This is a genomic window from Streptomyces sp. NPDC012827, from assembly GCF_042900905.1.
Classification (GTDB): Bacteria; Actinomycetota; Actinomycetes; order Streptomycetales; family Streptomycetaceae; genus Streptomyces; species Streptomyces gulbargensis.
Window position 1 is genome coordinate 296,356 of sequence record NZ_JBIBBY010000010.1, and the last position, 18,660, is coordinate 315,015.

Annotated in this window: 18 protein-coding genes and 1 pseudogene; 8 read left to right on the plus strand and 11 right to left on the minus strand. The window is 70.7% G+C overall.

What is annotated here, in order from left to right; translation table 11 throughout:
• Positions 1–91 precede the first annotated feature (91 nt).
• The 3 genes from ACFY60_RS23175 to ACFY60_RS23185 form a co-directional block, all read right to left on the minus strand.
• Positions 92–775 (minus strand): NAD(P)H-dependent oxidoreductase, encoded by a 684-nt coding sequence (locus ACFY60_RS23175; RefSeq protein WP_388613060.1) that lies wholly within the window; start codon positions 773–775, stop codon positions 92–94.
• 34 nt (positions 776–809) lie between these two features.
• The gene (locus ACFY60_RS23180; RefSeq protein WP_388613059.1) at positions 810–1,142 is read right to left on the minus strand and encodes an ArsR/SmtB family transcription factor; all 333 of its coding nucleotides are present in this window, start codon (positions 1,140–1,142) and stop codon (positions 810–812) included.
• Between the two features lie 319 nt (positions 1,143–1,461).
• Entirely contained in the window at positions 1,462–2,088 is a 627-nt protein-coding gene (locus ACFY60_RS23185; RefSeq protein ID WP_388613057.1) for a TetR/AcrR family transcriptional regulator, read from the minus strand.
• 96 nt (positions 2,089–2,184) lie between these two features.
• Here ACFY60_RS23185 and ACFY60_RS23190 point away from each other — a divergent pair, with 96 nt between their 5' ends.
• A complete protein-coding gene (locus ACFY60_RS23190) occupies positions 2,185–2,838 on the plus strand; it encodes a CatB-related O-acetyltransferase (protein WP_388613055.1) in 654 nt (217 codons plus the stop codon).
• A 58-nt stretch (positions 2,839–2,896) separates the two neighbouring features.
• Positions 2,897–3,940, plus strand: a complete 1,044-nt coding sequence (locus ACFY60_RS23195; RefSeq protein WP_388613053.1) for a nucleotide disphospho-sugar-binding domain-containing protein — start codon at positions 2,897–2,899, stop codon at positions 3,938–3,940.
• Between the two features lie 77 nt (positions 3,941–4,017).
• On the opposite strand, the gene ACFY60_RS23200 is transcribed toward ACFY60_RS23195, so the two are convergent.
• The 3 genes from ACFY60_RS23200 to ACFY60_RS23210 form a co-directional block, all read right to left on the minus strand.
• Positions 4,018–4,986: an alpha/beta fold hydrolase gene (locus ACFY60_RS23200; RefSeq protein WP_388613051.1), complete on the minus strand. Its 969-nt coding sequence runs from the start codon at positions 4,984–4,986 to the stop codon at positions 4,018–4,020.
• A gap of 287 nt (positions 4,987–5,273) precedes the next feature.
• Complete coding sequence (locus ACFY60_RS23205; protein ID WP_388613050.1) at positions 5,274–5,651, minus strand: peptidase inhibitor family I36 protein; 378 nt, start codon at positions 5,649–5,651, stop codon at positions 5,274–5,276.
• On the minus strand, positions 5,648–6,298 hold the full coding sequence (locus ACFY60_RS23210) for a hypothetical protein (RefSeq protein ID WP_388613048.1): 651 nt from the start codon (positions 6,296–6,298) through the stop codon (positions 5,648–5,650). The genes ACFY60_RS23205 and ACFY60_RS23210 overlap by 4 nt, the downstream gene beginning before the upstream one ends.
• A 43-nt stretch (positions 6,299–6,341) precedes the next feature.
• Between ACFY60_RS23210 and ACFY60_RS23215 the strand changes: the two genes are divergently transcribed.
• Genes ACFY60_RS23215 through ACFY60_RS23225 form a run of 3 tightly spaced genes read left to right on the plus strand, consistent with a single transcriptional unit; the run spans position 6,342 to position 8,548 of the window.
• Positions 6,342–6,785, plus strand: a complete 444-nt coding sequence (locus tag ACFY60_RS23215; RefSeq protein WP_389459240.1) for a relaxase domain-containing protein — start codon at positions 6,342–6,344, stop codon at positions 6,783–6,785.
• A 4-nt stretch (positions 6,786–6,789) separates the two neighbouring features.
• Positions 6,790–7,338 carry a YciI family protein gene (locus ACFY60_RS23220; RefSeq protein ID WP_388613046.1) on the plus strand — a complete coding sequence of 183 codons (549 nt, stop codon included), beginning with the start codon at positions 6,790–6,792 and terminating at the stop codon, positions 7,336–7,338.
• Between the two features lie 58 nt (positions 7,339–7,396).
• Positions 7,397–8,548, plus strand: coding sequence for a lipase (locus tag ACFY60_RS23225; RefSeq protein WP_388613044.1), 1,152 nt, complete (start codon positions 7,397–7,399; stop codon positions 8,546–8,548).
• 59 nt (positions 8,549–8,607) lie between these two features.
• On the opposite strand, the pseudogene ACFY60_RS23230 reads toward ACFY60_RS23225, so the two are convergent.
• The 3 genes and pseudogenes from ACFY60_RS23230 to mscL all read right to left on the minus strand — a co-directional run.
• A pseudogene (locus tag ACFY60_RS23230) lies at positions 8,608–9,230 on the minus strand (helicase); the annotation flags it as partial.
• Positions 9,231–9,288: 58 nt separating this feature from the next.
• Positions 9,289–9,855, minus strand: coding sequence for a hypothetical protein (locus tag ACFY60_RS23235; protein WP_388613042.1), 567 nt, complete (start codon positions 9,853–9,855; stop codon positions 9,289–9,291).
• 251 nt (positions 9,856–10,106) lie between these two features.
• Complete coding sequence (gene mscL, locus ACFY60_RS23240; RefSeq protein ID WP_388613040.1) at positions 10,107–10,550, minus strand: large conductance mechanosensitive channel protein MscL; 444 nt, start codon at positions 10,548–10,550, stop codon at positions 10,107–10,109.
• Between the two features lie 368 nt (positions 10,551–10,918).
• On the opposite strand from mscL, the gene ACFY60_RS23245 reads away from it, so the two are divergent.
• The gene (locus ACFY60_RS23245) at positions 10,919–11,086 is read left to right on the plus strand and encodes a cold-shock protein (protein WP_388613038.1); all 168 of its coding nucleotides are present in this window, start codon (positions 10,919–10,921) and stop codon (positions 11,084–11,086) included.
• Positions 11,087–11,919: 833 nt separating this feature from the next.
• Here ACFY60_RS23245 and ACFY60_RS23250 read toward each other — a convergent pair.
• Complete coding sequence (locus tag ACFY60_RS23250) at positions 11,920–12,186, minus strand: hypothetical protein (RefSeq protein WP_388613037.1); 267 nt, start codon at positions 12,184–12,186, stop codon at positions 11,920–11,922.
• A gap of 145 nt (positions 12,187–12,331) precedes the next feature.
• Between ACFY60_RS23250 and ACFY60_RS23255 the strand changes: the two genes are divergently transcribed.
• Positions 12,332–12,733, plus strand: a complete 402-nt coding sequence (locus ACFY60_RS23255; protein ID WP_388613035.1) for a hypothetical protein — start codon at positions 12,332–12,334, stop codon at positions 12,731–12,733.
• A 4-nt stretch (positions 12,734–12,737) separates the two neighbouring features.
• Here the strand turns inward: ACFY60_RS23255 and ACFY60_RS23260 are convergent, their stop codons facing one another.
• Entirely contained in the window at positions 12,738–15,059 is a 2,322-nt protein-coding gene (locus tag ACFY60_RS23260; RefSeq protein WP_388613033.1) for an ATP-binding protein, read from the minus strand.
• 244 nt (positions 15,060–15,303) lie between these two features.
• On the opposite strand from ACFY60_RS23260, the gene lanKC reads away from it, so the two are divergent.
• Positions 15,304–17,880 (plus strand): class III lanthionine synthetase LanKC, encoded by a 2,577-nt coding sequence (lanKC, locus tag ACFY60_RS23265; RefSeq protein ID WP_388613031.1) that lies wholly within the window; start codon positions 15,304–15,306, stop codon positions 17,878–17,880.
• The last annotated feature ends 780 nt before the right edge of the window (positions 17,881–18,660 follow it).

Here is an 18,660-nt window from a genome sequence, read left to right on the forward strand (position 1 = left end):
CACGCAGTGAGCCGGAGCCCTGAGCGGCTCCTCGACCGAGCCTTCGTCGCGGTCGCGGACCCCTCGTTTCCTGGCTTCCTCGGCGTCCTGGTCAGCGAACGGTGGTCCGGAGATCAGCCGCGGCGAGCGCGACGGATTCTCTGACCGCGTCCAGCGCCCATGTTCGTTCCTGGTCGGTCATGCGGGCCGGTCCGTAGGTGACCACGGGGTCGAGGACCTGGAAGCCGACGAACTCCAGCATCCCGCGATGGATGTGGAACAGGAAGTCGTCCATCGAGCCGAAGGCGCCACCGGGCCGGAACGACTCACTGGGGCCGCCGGTCGTGAACAACAGCATCGCTCGCTTCCCGGCGAGCGCCGCGTCGCCGAAGAGTCCGTGGTCACCACCGAAGACCCCGCCCATCACGAAGACCCGGTCCACCCATCCCTTGAGGATGGCGGGCAGGGAGAACCACCACATGGGGAACGACAGTACGAGCAGGTCAGCGGCGAGCAGCCGATCAAGATGGGCCTTGACGGTCGCGTCGAGCGTCCCGTCCTCGACCGCGCGCATCTGCTCGGCCTGGGGCTTGAAGTGGCCCTCCACCGGCGCGAACTCCTCGCGGGCAAGGGTCGGTGCCCAGGCATCGGAATAGAGGTCGAGGACATCGACGCGGTATCCGGCACCGCGCAGGGTCTGAGCCGCAGTGGTCATCTGGGCGGTGCTGAACGAGTGGGGCTCGGGGTGAGCGTGAACGATCAGAGCCGTGGGAGCAGCAGCATCTAAGGTCGACATGGGAAGATCATATCGACGTATTGCGATTCGTCAATCAGATGGTGGTGTCGATCGCTCGTGCGACCTGCGCCAACCGCTCTTCGTCGCGCCGGTAGTGGGTCCACTTGCCCACCCGGGTGGGACGCACGAGTCCCGCCCGCTCGAGCGTGCTCATGTAGCTGGAGACGGTCGACTGAGCGAGTCCCGACTTCGCCTGGATGTGCGTGACGCACACACCGACCGACCGGCGATCCGCGATCGGCTCGTACTCGGCGAAGTGCGCGTCGGGGTCCTTCAGCCACTGCATGATCTGCAAACGGGCAGGATTGCCAAGGGCTTTGAACACCTCGATGAGATCGGCCGAACCTGATCCCGCCGCTCCGGTCATGAGCCATCCCTCTCGCCAGACACGCCGACGCACCACGATATCTCGATATCTGGTTCGCGGGGGTCGTGCTGACGGCCGTCCGTCAACAACCTCATGCCCCGCAACGCCCAAGGGCTGCCGCTGTTTCACCGGCAGCGTGCCCATCGCCCCCGCTGGGGACGGCAGGGGTGAGGTCGACGGAGCGGCTCACGGTGGCTTCGTGGGGGCGCGGAGCCGAACCGGAGGCCGCCCGGGAAATCTACCGGCGCCCCGAACCGCGACGAGTGACCAAGGCCCTGTTCCCGTACAGCTGCGGCGAAGGGGTATGGGGCGCAGTCGATCACTCGCCCTCTTGCCGAGGGACGGAGAAGGCGCCCGCCGTAGCCGCCATGACCGCCGCTCTTGCGGCCTGTTCCGGGAGGTGCGGGTCGGGGGCGGCGCGCAGGAGTACGAGCTGGTGGTAGAGCGGCGCCGTGGCGGCGATCAGCAGGCTCCGCGCGTGTGTGTGCGGTGTGGGGAGTTCGCCGCGCTCGATGGCGCGCTCGACGAGGATCTCGCACTGGGCGTACCGGTCCGCCCACAACCGCGTCTGGGCCCGCGCGGCCCGTTCGGAGTGGAACGAGGCGGCCATCAGGGCGATGGCGAACGACGGCCGCACGACCAGGGACTCCTGGATCTCCTGGTTGAGGGCCGTCAGATCTGCGAGCAGGGAGCCGGTGTCGGGCGGCTGCCAGTCGGCCTCGCCTGCGGCGTCGATGACGTCGACGAGCAGGCCGCCGACATCACGCCAACGCCGGTAGACCGTGGCGCGGTGCACTCCCGCCCGCGTCGCGACCCCCTCCATCGTGAGCCGTTCGTGACCGCCTTCGGCGAGTTCGGCGCGCACCGCGTCGAGGACCTGGGCGCGGATGCGGGCGGTGCGACCGCCCGGGCGGCGGTCCGGAGTCGTGTCCAGCGGGTCTGTCATCGGCGATCCGTATCCCGGTTGATCGAGATGTCTGGTCTGTGCCGGCATCCTAACGCGACAACCGTCGCCTTAGGTCGAGAGAGGAACCCCTCCGCCATGCCGCCAGTTCCCGCCGACCCCACCGCGCTCCACCCGATGCCCGAGCACCCGCGCGTGGTCCTGCTCAAGCCGTTGGTGAGGTCGCCGCTGATCGAGGTCGGTGACTTCTCCTACTACGACGATCCGGACGACCCGACCGCGTTCGAGACGCGCAACGTGCTCTACCACTACGGTCCCGAGCGACTCGTCATCGGCAAGTACTGCGCGCTGGGCACCGGCACCCGGTTCATCATGAACGGCGCCAATCACCGCATGGACGGCCCCTCCACCTTCCCGTTCCCCACCATGGGGGGCTCCTGGGCGGAGCACTTCGACCTGATCACCGACCTGCCCGGCCGGGGCGACACGGTCGTGGGCAACGACGTGTGGTTCGGCCACGGCGCCACGGTCATGCCCGGCGTACGCATCGGCCACGGCGCGATCATCGGGTCGTCCGCCGTGGTCACCGGCGACGTCCCCGACTACGGCATCGTCGGCGGCAACCCGGCCCGGCTCATCCGCACCCGCTACGACGCCGCGGACATCACCCGGCTCCTGGCCGTGGCGTGGTGGAACTGGCCCCTCCAACACATCACCAGGCACGTACGGACGATCATGTCGGGGACCGTCACCCAACTGGAGGACGCCGCCGCGCAGCTCGACCAGCCCTGACACCGTGCCCTCGCCACCCCGCCGGCACCCATCCCGCGCCAGGAACGAGTGATCGCCCATGTCCCGTCGCCGCGCCCCTATCGCGATGGTCGGCGTCCCCATCGTCAGCCATGTCCTGCCCAGCCTCGCGCTCATCCGTGAGCTGGTGGCCCGCGGACACCGGATCACCTACGCCAACGCCCCGTTCGTGGCCGACCGGATCGAATCCGCCGGCGCGGAGCTCGTGCCCTGCACCTCCACGTTGCCCGTCGCGGACAACGACCGGCCCGCCGATCCCATCGCCGCGGCGAGCCTCTTCCTCGACGACGCCGTCCAGGCACTCCCACAACTGCGCACCGCCTACGACGACGATCCGGCCGACCTGTACCTCTACGACATCGGCGCCTATGCCGCGCGTGCCCTCGCCGAGGCACAGGGCCGTCCCCTGGTGCAGCTGTCCCCGACGTTCGTCGGCTGGGACGGCTACGAAGAGGACGTCGCGGCGCATCTGCGGAGGCTGCCGGGCGCCGACGCGTACCGGGACAGGTTCGCGCGGTGGCTCGCCGACTGCGGTGCGACCCGCCCGGCGGCCGCCGACCGTGTACTGCTGATCTCCCTCGGTTCGGCGTACACACGCCGGCCCGCGTTCTACCGCCAGTGCCTCGCCGCCTTCGGCGACCTGCCCGGCTGGCACGTCGTACTCCAGATCGGCACGTACACCGACCCCGAGGAACTCGGCACCATCCCGTCCAACGTCGAGGTGCACTCCTGGGTCCCGCAGCGGACGATCCTCGAACAGGCCGACGCCTTCGTCACCCACGCCGGCATGGGCGGCTGCGGCGAAGGCCTCCTCGCCGGGGTTCCCATGATCGCCGTGCCGCAGGGAGCCGAGCAGTTCATGAACGCCGACCGACTCGTGGAACTCGGCGTCGCCCGCCGGGTGGACACCACCGACGCCACCGCCGAGACCCTCCGCGCGGCGCTGAACGACCTCGTCACAGATCCGGAATGCCGCGACCGATCCGAGCAGCTGCAGGCCGCCGCCCGAGCCGAGGGCGGCACCCCGCGCGCCGCCGACCTCATCGAGAACATGCTGGCCGCCGCCCGGGGCCCCGCGTTCTGAGCACTGCCGCTCCCTCGGGGGCGGCACGCTGCACGTACCTCTACCGGGCGAGAGCCGGGCCCCGCTCAGTGTGTGGGTCAGAGCACGTGGACGGGCTCGGTGGCCGGTGTGGCCGGTGAGACCCGTTCGACGCTACGGCAGTAGGGCAGGCCGTCCAGTGGCAGGCCGGCGAGGAAGCGGGTGATCAGGTCGGCGGTTTCGGCGGTCCGCTCCCAGATGAGCATGTGGTCGGCGTCGCGGATCTCGGCGTACCAGCTGTCAGCACATGCCGCGGCCATCTGGCGGCAGAGTTCCGGAGTGGTGAACGAGTCGTGCTCGCCAGTCACGGTCAGGACCGGTGCCCGGGGCGGCTCGCTGGTGTCGAGGGCCTGGTGGTGTAGCAGGCGCAGGGTGTTGGTGGTCATCTGCTGTGCTTCCGCCGGGGAAACGTTGGCGATACGGCGCATCAGCAGTCTGTGGATGAGGGTGCCGTTGGGGATGTCCGCGAGGCGCTCCGGTGTCATGAGCAGGTCGAGCAGCGCATGCGCGTACGTCTTCATCTCTCCTGCGGCCAGGTACTCCAGCGTGCGGCGCATCGCGGCCTGCGCATGGTCGGGGATGGCCGTCATCGTGCCGAACAGGACGAGGCGCCCGACCCGGTCGGGGTGACGCCGGGCGAACTCGTAACCGATGGCGCTTCCGTAGGAGCCGGCCAGCACGTTGACCCGCCCGACCCCGCACTCGTCGAGCATGCGGCACACGGCATCGGCAAGGAAGTCGGCACCGTAGGTCTCGGGCAGCAAGTCGGCAGCACCCCAGCCGGGCGGGTCCACGGAGACCACGTCCATGCTCTTGAGGAGGGCTTCTTCGCAGCGTCCCCACGATTCCTTGCGCTGGAAGGCCCCACCGATGAGCAGCACGGGCGGGAAACGCGGGACGGGAGCGCGGACCACACGGGATTCGCAGGAGAAGCCCTGCCAGCGATGTACCTGTACAAGGGCCTCGCGCGCTGCCGGGGCGGTATCGGCGATATGAGGCGTGTTGAGTGTTTTGCGTAGTTCGGTCACGTCACGTGAACGATCTACGGTCCGTGCAGACACGACAGGGATCGGCCGTTTGGCTCGGACCAAGCACCCGCGCCTACCGTCGGCGGGGGTTGTCACGACTTCTGAGCATCGACCCCGGGCGCCGACCGGACGCTCTTCCTTCCAGGTTCGGGACGGCTTCCTCGATCTGTCCAGGGGTGTAGCCGGGGGAGGGCTCCCGTCCACCGGTCGCACGGATCGGTGAGCCATGTGCCCGCCACCCCGGGGCCTGTCGAGCTCCGGCAGCCCCCGGGACGGCGCGTCGGTTCTCAGCAGCCGTGGGCCCACCGGTGCGAGTCGCCGCGGTCGTTGGCCACGCCGTTCCAGTGGACCTCCTGGCCAGGGGCGAGGCAGATGGTCATGCTGCCGCCCTGCCACGCGTCCTCGAAGACCTGGACAAAGGACGGGACGCCCGGCCCGACGATGCCGTGGTTGGCCCAGGAGGAGTCGGCGTCGGCGATGTGGCCCTCCCACCAGCCGTCGTCACCGTGCCAGTTCGCCCGCTGGCCCTGGTAGTCGTTGTGTTCCCAGGCGCAGAAGTGGCCGCTGGGGCAGTCGGCCGCGCCGGCCGGAGTCGCTGCGGCGAGGCTGCCGGTGAGGGCGAGGAAGGCCGCTGCGGCGGACGTGAACAGCTTGCTGACGGTCATGAGGAGGGATTGCCTTTCCGTTGGGTGGTGGGGCGGTCGGCCAGGAGGCCGGCCGCGCGCTGCACTGCGCGGTCGCGCAGGCGGTCGTAGGTGGCGATGTCGTCACGGTGCGCGGCACGGACCTGGGCGAGCCGACCCGGTTCCAGCCGGGTCCGCAGCGCCTCGATGCCGCTGGCCCGGATGCAGGCGGAGTCGTGGTCGCCGCAGGCCGCCCGGCGGGCCAGAGCGGCCTGGTAGTCGGCATCCTCACGCAGCAGGGCCTGCGCTTCAGGACGCAGGTTGTTGACGGTCACCTGGGCGCGGAACCAGCGTTCCTGGTCGCCGTAGAGATAGCGGTGCGCATCGGCCAGGCAGCCGTCGGTGTGGGCACGTACGGTGTAACCGGTGGTGAGCTTGACCGACAGCTCGGCGGGGCCGGCCCCGAACAGCGCCTCCTGCCGTGGGGGCGGCCCGGCGGCGCCCCGGGAGCGCAGGCACTGGTTCACGAGGACCTGCTCCGCGGTCGCGATCAGGTCACTGCGGCCCTCCTCCGAGGCCGGCAGTGCCGGGTGCGGCCGTGCCGTACAGGCCCCGGCGAACAGCACCGTCAGCACGGCGGCCACCATGGCCCGGCCCGCGGCCCGCGCCGAGAGAGCATTGATCGTCACACCGCTACAAACGATCACGCGCTGTCCAGGGCACGGCGGGCGGATGAGCCGACCACCACCGCCTTCCCGGGCTCGGTCCCGGCGCAGGCCGGCATGGCTGGAGGAGCCGGTCACAGAGTCCCGCTGGACGGTCAGCGGTAAGCAGCGGGCCCGGGTCGAGGTCGGGCTGATCGTCGCGTTCTTCCGGCACTACGAGTGCAGAGCCACGGAACCGAAGCCGCCGCTTCACGCTCACGCGTGTCGATCCGGTCTCGGAGACCGTAAAAAGGGGGAGCGGGGCACCTCAGCCCCCCGCGTGGGCCGTCCTGAGCTGGGGATGTCGGCGCCGGATGCTGTTTCTGTCACCTGCCTGCGGAGCAGCCGTGTTCGCAACTCACCTGATCACCATGACGGCTACGCCGTTTTACGGAATGCTGCCTGGCTGCGAGCGCTGGCCACCGTTGCCGAAAGCCAGTTGAGATGGTGCCCTCGATGGGGAAGGGTCTGAGGTCATGGAGTTCTTCTGCTACCACCGTGACCGGCCCGGCTCCCTCGCTTTACGCGAGGAGTTGGTGGAGGAGCACTGGTCCTACATGGACCGGTACGCCAAGGAGCTGATCGCTCGCGGCCCGACCTTCGCCGATGATGGTGAAACCCCCACCGGCAGCGTGCACATCATCGATCTGCCCAATCCCGCCGCCGCCCGCGCGTTCGCCTTCGAGGAGCCCAACTACCAGGCCGGCGCGTACCGGGATGTGCTGCTGCGCCGGTGGCGCAACGTGCTGGGGCGCACCATGGGGGACTTCCCCGGTGGCCGGACCGACGGCAACCGGTACCTGGTGCTCGGCCTCGGCGAGGGCCCGGCCGCCGACCTTGCCCTGCCGTTCGACCGGGACGAGCTGGTCGCGTACGGGCCGCTGCTGTCCGACGACGGCAACACCTGGCTGGGCACGGCGGTGCTGCTCAGGGCCCCGGATCCCGACACGGCACGAGCCGTCCTGACTGCGGACCGGTACGCGGATATCGAGGTCCACGACTGGAAGTTCGGCGGGCGTCGATGAGCCACGAAGACACCGGGTCGATGACCTCTCCGGACCACGTTGACCTGGGACAGCAGCGGTGACCGCGGCGCTGCGGCCGGTTCCGCTGGTGGGCGGGCCGGTGGAGATACGGGGTGCGTTGGACCTGGAGACCACACAGGCAGGGGTGATGCCGCGCCGGTTGCCCGCGTGGACCAAGGAGCAGTACCAGGACCCGTCGGTCTACGGGGTGACCGTGATGCCTTCGGGGGTGCGGCTGGTGTTCCGCACCGATGCGCGCACATTGGAGTTCGAGGTACTCACCTCCACCGGCCAGCTCGCCTCCGACCCCCACCCTCGCCCAACCGGGATGCTGGAGCTGCTGGTGGACGGGGCGTTGGCCGGGCGTCAGCAGGCGCCGGTGGGCAACGTGCTGCGGATGGCGGGCCCCGGGGCCGTACAGCGGCTCATCCCGGGCGAGCCAGGGACCGTACGGTTCACCGGGCTGCCGACCGGCATGAAAAGCGTCGAGTTGTGGCTGCCGCAGCAGACCCCCACGGAACTCGTGGCTCTGCGCGCTGACGGTGACGTGCTGGCACCGCTGCCGGACGGGCGACGCCGCTGGGTGCACCACGGCAGCTCCATCAGCCACTGCATCGAGGCTGACGGCCCGACCGGAACCTGGCCGGTGGTGGCAGCTGCGCTCGGAAGAGTGGAGGTGATCAACCTCAGCCAGGCGGGCAACGCGCTGCTGGACCCCTACGTCGCCCGGACGATCCGCGATACGCCCGCCGACCTGATCAGTGTCAAGGTGGGCATCAACATCGTGAGCCTGTCCGCCTTCCGACTGCGGACGTTCGGCCCGGCGGTACACGGATTCCTGGACACGATCCGCGACGGACACCCGGACACCCCGCTGCTGTTGATCTCTCCGGTGACCTGCCCGGCCCTGGAGGACGCGCCCGGCCCGACCGCGACCGGCCCGGACGGGAGGCTCATCGCCCTGGGCGACCCGGCCGATGTGGCCCGCGGGGCATTGTCGCTGGCGGTGGTCCGTGCCGAGCTTGCCCGGATCGCTGCGGTGCGACAGGCGTCCGATCCCCACCTCCACCATCTCGACGGACGCGAGCTGCTCGGCCCGGACGAGACAGACGACCTGGCCGATGGCCTTCACCCCACCGCCGCCGCATACCGTCGAATGGGCAAGCGCTTCGCAGCCCACGCCTTCGCGACCGACGGTCCCTTCCGCTGAATGGCTGGGCTCCCCACCCCGCACCAGGTGTGGAGCTTCCGCGCTCCTCCGGCCAAACATACGCGCGCGTCGCCCTCCCCCCGGAGGGCGTCGCGGCAGGGCGCGAGGTGGCGGTGCGCCTGCGGTACGAGCGCAGCGCGGCGACTCTGATCTTCACCGGGCTCCACGCGCTTTCGGTCCCCGGCGCGTCCAGCAGCTCCTTGCACCGCGGCTCCAGTTCCCCGGCCCGCAGCGCCTTGCCTTGGTGGTGCTCCCACCGCCCAAGCGGACGCGCCTTCGTCGCCCCGACCTCGACGTCATACGGGACGGCGTAGAGCCCGGTGATCTCGTTCTCCGCCCGCCGGCACAGCAACGCCTGGTAGCTCCAGCGCCTCCGGCAGGTAGACCCGGGTGCGCAGCAAGGCGGTCCCCGCGCTCCGGGGAGAGGAGAAGTACAGGCAGGGCCGACTCGGCAGCGGCGCCGGTGTCGTCCCGCTCCTGGTCCTCACCGTCGCCCGTGCCTGGCGGCCCCGACGATCCGTCCGTCCTCGCCATGCTTCACGTGGATCTTGTCCTTGCCGCTGATGAGCACCCGGGAGGCGAGCTGCTCGACCAGGCGCTCATCGTGCGAGCGCAGGCCCTGGAGCACAGCCACGAGCGGCCTGAAGCTCGCGGAGGCGACCATGTCGGTCGGGGGTTCCCCTTCCGCCGCAGACACGTCGCGGCGTGTGCATCACCCCTTCGCCGACTGTGGCCGTCGGTCACATGAAGGGGTTCACGGACCGGGCCCGCTCCCACATGCCCGCCACCTGCTGGCCGGCCTGCTGCTGCTCACCGTGCAGGGCGTTGAGCACCACGAGGCATCCGGTCAGCGCCGGCACGGCCCACTGGGCCCAGGCCAGCTGGCGGCGGGCCTTGTCGAGGTCGAGGGGGTGCTTGGCGGCCTTCTCGGCGTCCTGCGGGTCGGGGGAGGAAGCCAGCTCGACCTTCTTGCCCAGGACGCGGGCGTAGGCGGTGGCGGCCAGGGCCGCGGCGGTGACGACCGTCTTGGCCGCGGTGGAGGAGGCCACACCCTGCTGAGTGGCGACGCGGTGGGCGTTGGCGGCCAGCAGTCCGCCGCCGCCGAACAGGTGCGCGCCGATGGCGGCGGCGTTGACCGGCGTCCACTCCGCCCATCCCGAAGCGGCGATCCGGTCCGTGGCCGCCTGCGTACCCCCTTCGTCCCTGGCCGCGCCGTTGAGGCCGACCGCGCCCATCAACGAGCCGCCGAACCAGGCGGCCAGACCGACATCGTGCAGACTGCGGATGAAAGTGTTGCGCCCGGACATGACAGGACTCCTTCTGGACGGGGGCGAGTGCTTGGTCGATAGGGACGTCAGACCCCGTCCCACCCTTACCGGACCTGCTCGCCGCCGCCATCGCGGTGCGCCGGACGGGTACACCCCTGAGGCCATCAAGCCGGGCGTAGTCGGGCTCCGGACTGGGTGCCAGGCGGCAGCAGCAGTCGAGCCGGGGGGATGTCTACGCGGGGCATGGATGAGGGCGCCCATCGGGTGCGCGGTCGATCCGTGGGGGTCGGTCAGCCGGCGCGCTGGGTCGTTTCCCCGGCCTGGGCGGGCACCGCGGGCAGGGGGACGGTACAGGAGGCGCAGCGTCGGGCCTGGGCGGGGACGGGGCTGAGGCACTCCGGGCAGTCGCGCTTGGGGGCTTGGACGTCATGGTGCGGGGCGAGGCGTTCGTGCAGCTTGTTGATCGGGAGTACGACGAGGAAGTACAGGGCGCTGGCGAGGAGGAGGAAACTGATCGCGGCGTTGATGAAGCTTCCGTAGGGGAACTGGGTGGCGCCCAGGGTGAAGGACTTGCGGCTCATGTCACCGGTGACCCCGGTGGCCAGCCCCACGAGCGGTGTCAGAAAGGCGCGGACGAAACCGTTGACGACGGCGGTGAACGCAGCTCCGATGACGATGCCGACGGCCAGGTCGACGACGTTGCCGCGCAGGATGAAGCTGCGAAAGCCCTTCACCTTCTCACTCCTTGTTGCCCTTGAAGTCGGCGGGCCGAGGGCACAGTCGGCCCGCCCCCTTCACCCCGGATGCCCTGCCGCACCTCACCCATGCATGACCGCACATCACCGGCTTCGGCAGCCTTCTGGCATCCGCACAGCGATTACACGGGGAAGGCCGCCCGAGCGCTCGCGCGTGCGTCGCCCTCTCCGGGCTGTCCGGGTGGGCGCAGGTGAACCGAGCACTCGCCGCCATGGTGTGAACCACCCTGCACCAGAGGAAGATCATCGGCGGGACGAACGTCAGATGACCAGCCCCTCCGAATACGTGCTGTCGAGGGGCCGTGCACGGTTGACCTGGCGGCATCTGGATCGCGTAGGAGAAGTGCATGGCAACCGGCACTGAGAAGTGGTTCGACGCCGCAAAGGGCTTCGGCTACATCGCCCCTGACGAGGGTGGTGCGGACGTGTTCGTCCACTTCCGGTCGATCCAGGGGGACGGCTGCAACACCCTGAGAGAAGGCCAGGCGATTGAGTACACCGCCGCCCCGGGGTAAAAGGGGCCGCAGGCCGACAACGTCATCCCCCTGCAGAGCATCACGAGGAGCCGCACCGACACCGTTCGCTCCCGTCCGCATACGCGGGCACCGTCGCGACCGGCTCCTCGGCGTGCTCGGCGGTGTCAGCATCCCCGTCCGCACGGGCCACCGGCCGAAGGGGAAGGGTCTGTCCTGGCCAGGCCCGATCACTGTGCCGGGCGACCAAGATCAACTACTTGGCGTCAACCGCCGTACCGATGTCCCCCAAGGCCGGGTTCGGCGGCTTTGTAGGCCACGTAATCCTTCGCGGCGTTCGGGCTGTGGAGGACGGCGGAGCGGACTACGGGTGCCGGGTATCTGCCAATCGAGGAAGTCACCCTCGTTCCGGACCCGCCGCAGTCGGACGCCGATCTGAAGCTCACCATCCAGGCATTCAGTACGACCACGATCACCGACGGCGCGTACCCCGACGTGACGGTCGAAGCGGGTCTGACCAAGGTGCTCCAGGGGCGGGTCGACCTGTTCGCGGAACCGAGAAAGAGCGGTTCCTCCGGAGCCTGGAGGCCGAGGCCGGCAACGGCGAAACCGCCGAGCCCGGCCCGGTGGTGGTGATGTTCGACGGTCACCTTCCCCGCTGCCGCAGAAAAAACTCTTCATCGACGCGCGCGCTCACACGGCCGATGGCGTCCCCCTGACCGACTACGGCATCAGGGCCTCCTTCACTGACTGATCAAAAGCCCTGTTGCCGGGCCTGGGCGCCCCCCGACGCCCTTGTAGGGGATGACGTTCTGGACGAAGCGGATACTGCTGCGGACGATACCCAGCACGGCCGTAGTGGGGGAGTCGCGTGTTCAGTCCCGCAGGGCGGACAGCAAGATGCACCCGACCTCGTCCAAGGCGAAGGAGTCCGCGTGAGGCGCCCCGTCGCACAGGACCCCCGTGACGGGGAAGACGCTGCTCTCGGCGAGCCGCAGCAGCAGGAAGGCCAGCTCTGCAGTAGCCGGCGTGCGGCCGGAGACGTAGTTCCCACCGCCCATCTGGAGCGCCAGGAGGTAGTCGAAGCCCTGCTCCACCTGCTCGGGCGTCAGAGGCGTACGGGCCGGGATCAGGTACGGCACGAACCTCTCCTCACGATGACCGCCGTGCGACTCACAACGTCGTTTTCGTATGGTCGGCGCGCTGCCTGTGGACAGTGGGACGGAGAACCCTCCCCCCTCACTCGAACCGGGCCAATCGGTACTGCAAGGGCCCATCCACGCCCCCTTGTCCGACCACGTCGCCCCGAACACCACCCTCGCGGCGGCGGCCACCTTCACCGCCGCCGGCCACGCCTGCGCCGCCCGGGCCGGTCGGCCCGCCCTGGCGGTCGCCTCGGCCCTGGCCACGACGGTCTGGGCCTACGACCTCCGGCTCAAGCACACGGCGGCCGGGCGGGCGCCCATGGCCGCCGCACGCGGCCTCGACCTCCTGCTCGGCGCGACGGCCACGACCACCGCGCGGCGGCGACACACGGGTACCGCTGGGAGCGAGGAGCCGTCGCCCGGGACCCGCACCGCCGCCACCGCGCTGCGGCACTCGCCGCGCACACCTGCGCCGTCACCGCGGTGTCCCGGCACGAGGCCGGGGGAGCGCCGGGGCGACCTGAGCGCGCATGCCAGGGACTGAGCCGTCACGCGGGACGGACACCGTTCTCGTCAAACGCCGAGAGCGCTTGTGCGGCTTCGGCCTGTCGCGGGCTTCGCAGTGCGGCGAGCGCGTCGTGGGCGGTCAGCAGCGTTCCGCGGGCCTCCGGATGTCCCGTGGCGACGAGCACTCGTCCCAGGTCGAGGCGCGCCTGCTCGGCCCAGGCCGGCATTTGTGCGGTTTCGAAGGCGGTCAGGGCCTGACGTAGTGGTGTGGCGGCCTCGTGCCAGCGTTCGAGGGCTGCCAGGTCGTTGCCGATCTGCTGGCGGGCGACAGCGTGGTACAGCGCGATCACTTCATCCGTGCGGCCCGGGACGCCCGCGCGGCAGATGCGTTCGCTGCGCTGGTGGATCTCCAGTGCTTCGGCTGCCCGGCCGGTCTGGCGGAGCAGAGTGCCCAGGGCGTTGAGGATCGTCAGCTCGGCCAGCCGGCCCTGGGGTGACTCCTGCGAGGCGAGGCAGCGGGCGCTCTCGTGCAGGCGCTCCTGCGCCTCGTGCGTCCGGCCCAGCTGGTTGAGGGCGCCGGCGCCGTAGCCGAGGGCCCAGCCCTGCTGCAGCCCGTCCGCGCACTTCCTGGCCGCCGCGAGCGCGCCGTCGGCGGCTCTCAGCGCGGCGCGCGGGTCGTGCGCGCACAGGTTGTAGGACCAGGCGAGGTAGTTGAGGTGTACGGCCTCTTCCTGGCTGCTGCCCAGAGCGCGGGCGGAGTCGGAGGAGCGGCGGAAGACCTCGACCCACTGCTCCCAGTGCTGGTTGAGATCGGAGAACCAATGCATCGCCTGCGCGGTGTCCAGGACCTGCCGGTGCCGGCCGGTGTCATGGGCCCGGCGCAGGGCGGTGAGCCACTGGGCGCGCTCGGCCTCCAGCCAGGCACGTGCCCCGTCGCGGCCGGTGGGCGCAGTGGCCGGGTCCGGGTCGCTGTGTGCCGCATCCGGCTGGTGATCGACGTCGAAGTGCAGGGCTGCGGCCGTGGCCCGGCGCAGCATCCAGTGCGCGCACCGGTCGAGAGCGGCGTCGCGGACGTCGGGGCCGTCCTCGGCGTCGACCTGCTCGGCGGCGTAGAGCCTCAGCAGGTCGTGGAAGCGGTAGCGCTCGGTGGCCGAGTCGCTCTGGAGCAGATGGGCATCGGTCAGCTGCTCGGCGCAGGCGATGGCCTCGTCGACGGACAGGCCGGCCAGAACGGCAGCGGTCTCGGCGCTGAAGTCCGCTTCGGCAGCCAGCGCGGCCCGGCGCAGCAACGTCGCGGCGTCGGCGGACAGCTGCCGGTAGGAGAGGGCGAACGCGGCACGCACCCGCAGGCTTCCCGCCTGGAGTCCATCCAGCCTGCGGCCCTCGGCGGCGAGACGGGTGACGAGCTTGCCGAGGCGCTCGTGTGGCCGGCTCAGCAACCGCTGGCCGGCGATCCGCACGGCCAACGGCAGGTGCCCGCACAGGTCGGCCAGGTCACGCGCGGCCTGTTCCTCCGCCCGTACCCGGTCGTGACCGATGATGCGGGTCAGCAGCTCCACGGCCTCCTCACGCCGCAGCAGAGACAGATCGGTGCGGTGGACGGCCTCCAGGCCCGACAGAGCGTGGCGGCTGGTGACGATCGTCAGGGAAGGGCCGGTGCCCGGCAGCAGCGGTTCCACCTGCGACTCGCCGGCGGCGTTGTCCAGGAGCAGAAGCATGCGCCGCTCGCCGGCCAGGGACCGCCACAAGCCGGCACGGTCGTCGGTGGTGGCCGGGATCGCCGCGTCGCCGACCCCCACCGCGCCGAGCAACCGAGCGAGCGCGTCACGCGGGGTGGTCGGTTCGGCTCCCATGCCCTGCAGATCCACGGCGAATTGGCCGTCGGGGAAGTCGGGGGCGAGGCGGTGTGCGGCGTGCACCGCGAACGCGGTCTTGCCGAGTCCGGGCTGTCCGGCGACCACGGTGACCGCCGGCAGACCCGCTTCCGCCTCCCTCGCCAGCTCCGTCAGCCGGGCCAGGGCCGGTCCGCGGGCGGTGAAGTCGCGGATGTCGCGTGGCAGGGCCAGGGCGCCGGTGCCCGGACCCGTGCCCGCCGCGCCGGTGCCCACCCGAGGCCGTGGGCGACCAACGGCTGCCGACTTCTCCAGGGCCTCCGCCTCCTGCGCCTCGAGTCCCAGTGCCTCGGCGAGAGCCTGGACCGTGCGGCGCTGCGGCCCTCGGGTGCGTCCGCGTTCCATGTCGGCCAGTGCCCGGACGCTCACTCCGGCCGCGTGCGACAGCGCCTCCTGGCTCAACCCCTCACGAACCCGAAGCCCTCGTAACCGCTGCCCGAAGTCCGCCGCCTGAGCCGTGCCATGACGCACCGTCGATGCCTCCGATCACCCGGCTCGTACGGATGCGAGCCACCGGCAGAAGTATCACCGAGGGCACTTCTGCCGGGAAAACCGCCTGGGCGGAGCCAGGCCGGAAATGATCGACTGAGGTCAGCGCCGACCGCGCCCCCAGGAACATATGCCGGGCGGCGCACACCGACGGCGGACCACCACACCCGTACACGCCCGCCGGCGCACCAGCCCACGCACGCCGCACGCCCCAGAAGAGGAACCCGTGGACAAAGCCAACCACCTCGCCTACTGCCGAGCGGGCGTGCAGTTCTACGACCACCCGAACAACACCCTGGCCGGCGCACCGTTCGCCGCCACCGAGCGCCCCGCACCGGACGGCTGGCTCAGAGCCGAAGCCGCCAACTGGGTGTACCTGAGCCCCGTCGACGCCCAACTCCCCGACCAGGGCTGGAAGATCCACGTCTCGGCGAAGGCCGCCGACGCCAGCGAGATCATCGACACGGTGTGGGACTACTGCCTCGCCCGATCCCTGCCGTTCAAGTTCCTGCCCCACCCCCGGGTCCACCAGTCCACGAACAGCAAGTACGCCCCGCGTGGCAGCAGCGGCAAGCTCATCACCCTCTACCCCGCCGACGACACCATCCTCAAAGCCGTCCTCGACGAACTGGGCGAAGCCCTGGCCAGCTACCGCGGCCCCTACATCCTCAGCGACCTCAGATGGCGGCAGGGTCCCCTCTACCTGCGCTACGGAGGCTTCACCCGCCGAGAGTGCCTGTCCGAAAACGGTGAGCGCACGCCCGCCGTCGCCCGCCCCGACGGCGTCCTCGTCCCCGACGAACGCACCCCCGCCTTCCGGATCCCCCCGTGGGCGCCCGTGCCGGCCTTCATAGCCGAGCAAATGGCCGCCGGCCAGGGGAGCGAGGACGAACCCGCCTTCCCGTACACCATGACCAAAGCCCTGCACTACTCCAACGGGGGCGGCATCTACCTCGCCACCGACAACGGCACAGGGCACCAAGTGGTCCTGCGCGAGGCACGCCCCCTGGCGGGCCTGGACGGCGCTGGCGACGACGCGGTGACCCGCCTGCACAGGGAAGCCGCCACACTGCGCCGACTCGCCCACCTGGACAGCGTCCCCACACTGCTCGGCACGTTCACCGCCTGGGAGCACCACTTCCTCGTGCAGGAACACATCGAGGGCCAGACGCTGCAGCAGTTCACCGCCACCAGCAACCCGCTGATCATGCCCGGCCGCGACCCGCGCCGCCGCCAGGAATACGCGGACACCGTGCTCGACATCCTCGACCAGCTCGAACGCATCCTGCGTGACATCCACGCCACCGGCACCGTCTTCGGCGACCTGAGCCCCAGCAACGTGATGATCCGCCCCGACGGACGCGTCGCGCTGATCGACTTCGAGATCGCCTACCGCCCCGGCACCGACGACCCTGAGCCCAGCATCGCCACCCCCGGCTTCGTCGCCGCACACGCCACCGACTTCGACCGCGACCGCTACGCGCTCGACAGCCTTCGCCTGGCGCTGTTCCTGCCCCTGACCACCACACTCGACCTCGACCCCACACGCGCCGGCCTACTCGCCGAGACAGCGGCCGAACTCTTCCCCCTCCCGACCCAGTGGACCCACCACATACGCCACGCCCTGACCCCTCCCGGCGTCACGCCCCACGAAGGCCAGGAGGCGGCCCACCTGTTCGCCGCCGCCGCACACGACCCCCACTCACCGTCTGCCCGCGAACTGGACCAAGCCTTGGCAACCGCCATCCTGGCCAGCGCCACCCCCCAGCGCACCGACCGGCTCTTCCCCGGCGAACCGACCGCCCTGCACGACGGAGGCCACACCCTCGCCCACGGTGCCGCAGGCGTCCTGTACGCACTCACCACCACCGGCCACGAGACCGACCCCGAACACCACGAGTGGCTGTGGCAGGCCACCCGGCGGGCCCCCGAACCCCGCCCGGGCCTCTACGACGGCCTGCACGGAGCCGCCCACACCCTCGCCCTCCTGGGCCGCCCCGAACACGCCGTCGACGTGCTGAACCGGGCCGCCCCCCTCACCACCGACGCGACCCCCTCCAGCCTCCACGACGGGCTCGCGGGCATCGGACTCAACCTGCGCCACCTCGCCCACGCCCTGGACATGCCCAGTCTGCACACCCAGGCCCTGGCGGCCGGCGAGCAGCTGGCCGCCCGCCTGACCGGCGCCGGCCGAGCGCCTGCCCGCCGCACCGGACTCATGCGCGGCTGGAGTGGACCGGCCCTGCTCTTCCTGGGCCTGTACGAGGACACCGGCGAAAGCCGGTACCTGGACCTGGCGCGCCAGGCCCTCCACCTCGATCTGGACCACCCCCGCAACCCCGCCACACCTGCGCCCGGCGGCGGACCGCGGCCCGTGCCCACCCTCCAGACGGGCAGCGCGGGCATCGCCGTCGCCCTGGCCGCCTACCTCGAGCACCGCCACGACGAAGACGCGCTCACCGCCACCCTCGACACCCTGCACACCGCCCTGGACCTCGACTTCACCGTCCACAGCGGCCTCGTCTCCGGACGCGCCGGCCTCGCCGCCGCCCTCGCCCACAACCGCGCCGACGAGAGAGATCCGCACCTGGCCGCCGCCCTTCGCGGCCACATCCGCGACCTCGCCTGGCACGCCCTGCCCTACGAGGGCGGTATCGCCACCATCGGCGCCCAGAACATGCGCCTGTCCATGGACCTCGCCACCGGCACCGCAGGCGTCCTGCACGCCCTGCACACCGTCGCCGGCCGCCTGCCCGTTCTGCCCCTGATCCCCAGCCCCCGACGACGAAAGGACCGACTGTGACCACTCCTGCGACAACAGCCCCGCCGCGAGACGCCGACGAGACCGGCCGGCGAAGACGGTGCACCACAGCCCGGGGCAAGTGGCCATAACCCCACGGCAAGCCGTCCCAGACGGCCGCAGTTCCTCATTCAGTCAGCGACATACAAGGAGAACCACCATGAACGCGATCCTCGACCTCCAGGTCCTCACCCCGCAGCGCGACTCCGAGGAGCTCGACGGGGCCATCGGCCAGAGCAGCACCATCTGGTTCTGCAAGACCACCATCAAGTAAGCAGCGGCTTCCACCGACACGGGAGCCCACCTGACCGGCTGAGCCGGCACAAGCAGGGGGCAGGGCCACGGCCCTGCCCCCTGCTTGCCGTTCACCCCGGCTCTTCACCTCGGACCGTGAGCCCGGGGCGCTCCCGGTCCGTCCTCGTAGATGGCTGTGACACTGGAGAGCACCGGCAGCGGCGCGCTGCTGAGCTGGTAACCCTTGTGGTTGACGGGCCAAGGTCTGAGGCAGCAACGCTGGCGTTGTGCTCGTCACGGGGCACGCGGTCGGACGGCCGGCCCGGCCTCGGGAGGGCGAAGGAGACCTCGGGCCCGACGGGCAAAAGGCCGGTGGGAGTGAGAGAGCTGAGAGGGCATCGGACAGGTTTGCACCATGCCCACCACCCGTAATCCCGCGCCCAAACACCCCCTAGCCAGCTGCTTTTCTTGAATTCGCGGAGCGAATTCAAGCGGGGGATCGCGGAGCGATCCCCCGAAAAGGGAAACTGCGGAGCAGGTTCCCGCAGG

Excerpts from the sequence above, each read along its gene's own strand:
- ACFY60_RS23175 (WP_388613060.1), bottom strand. The coding sequence starts at position 775 with ATGTCGACCTTAGATGCTGCTGCTCCCACGGCTCTGATCGTTCACGCT.
- ACFY60_RS23180 (WP_388613059.1), bottom strand. The coding sequence starts at position 1,142 with ATGACCGGAGCGGCGGGATCAGGTTCGGCCGATCTCATCGAGGTGTTC.
- ACFY60_RS23185 (WP_388613057.1), bottom strand. The coding sequence starts at position 2,088 with ATGACAGACCCGCTGGACACGACTCCGGACCGCCGCCCGGGCGGTCGC.
- ACFY60_RS23190 (WP_388613055.1), top strand. The coding sequence starts at position 2,185 with ATGCCGCCAGTTCCCGCCGACCCCACCGCGCTCCACCCGATGCCCGAG.
- ACFY60_RS23195 (WP_388613053.1), top strand. The coding sequence starts at position 2,897 with ATGTCCCGTCGCCGCGCCCCTATCGCGATGGTCGGCGTCCCCATCGTC.
- ACFY60_RS23205 (WP_388613050.1), bottom strand. The coding sequence starts at position 5,651 with ATGACCGTCAGCAAGCTGTTCACGTCCGCCGCAGCGGCCTTCCTCGCC.
- ACFY60_RS23215 (WP_389459240.1), top strand. The coding sequence starts at position 6,342 with ATGAGCCGACCACCACCGCCTTCCCGGGCTCGGTCCCGGCGCAGGCCG.
- ACFY60_RS23220 (WP_388613046.1), top strand. The coding sequence starts at position 6,790 with ATGGAGTTCTTCTGCTACCACCGTGACCGGCCCGGCTCCCTCGCTTTA.
- ACFY60_RS23235 (WP_388613042.1), bottom strand. The coding sequence starts at position 9,855 with ATGTCCGGGCGCAACACTTTCATCCGCAGTCTGCACGATGTCGGTCTG.
- ACFY60_RS23245 (WP_388613038.1), top strand. The coding sequence starts at position 10,919 with ATGGCAACCGGCACTGAGAAGTGGTTCGACGCCGCAAAGGGCTTCGGC.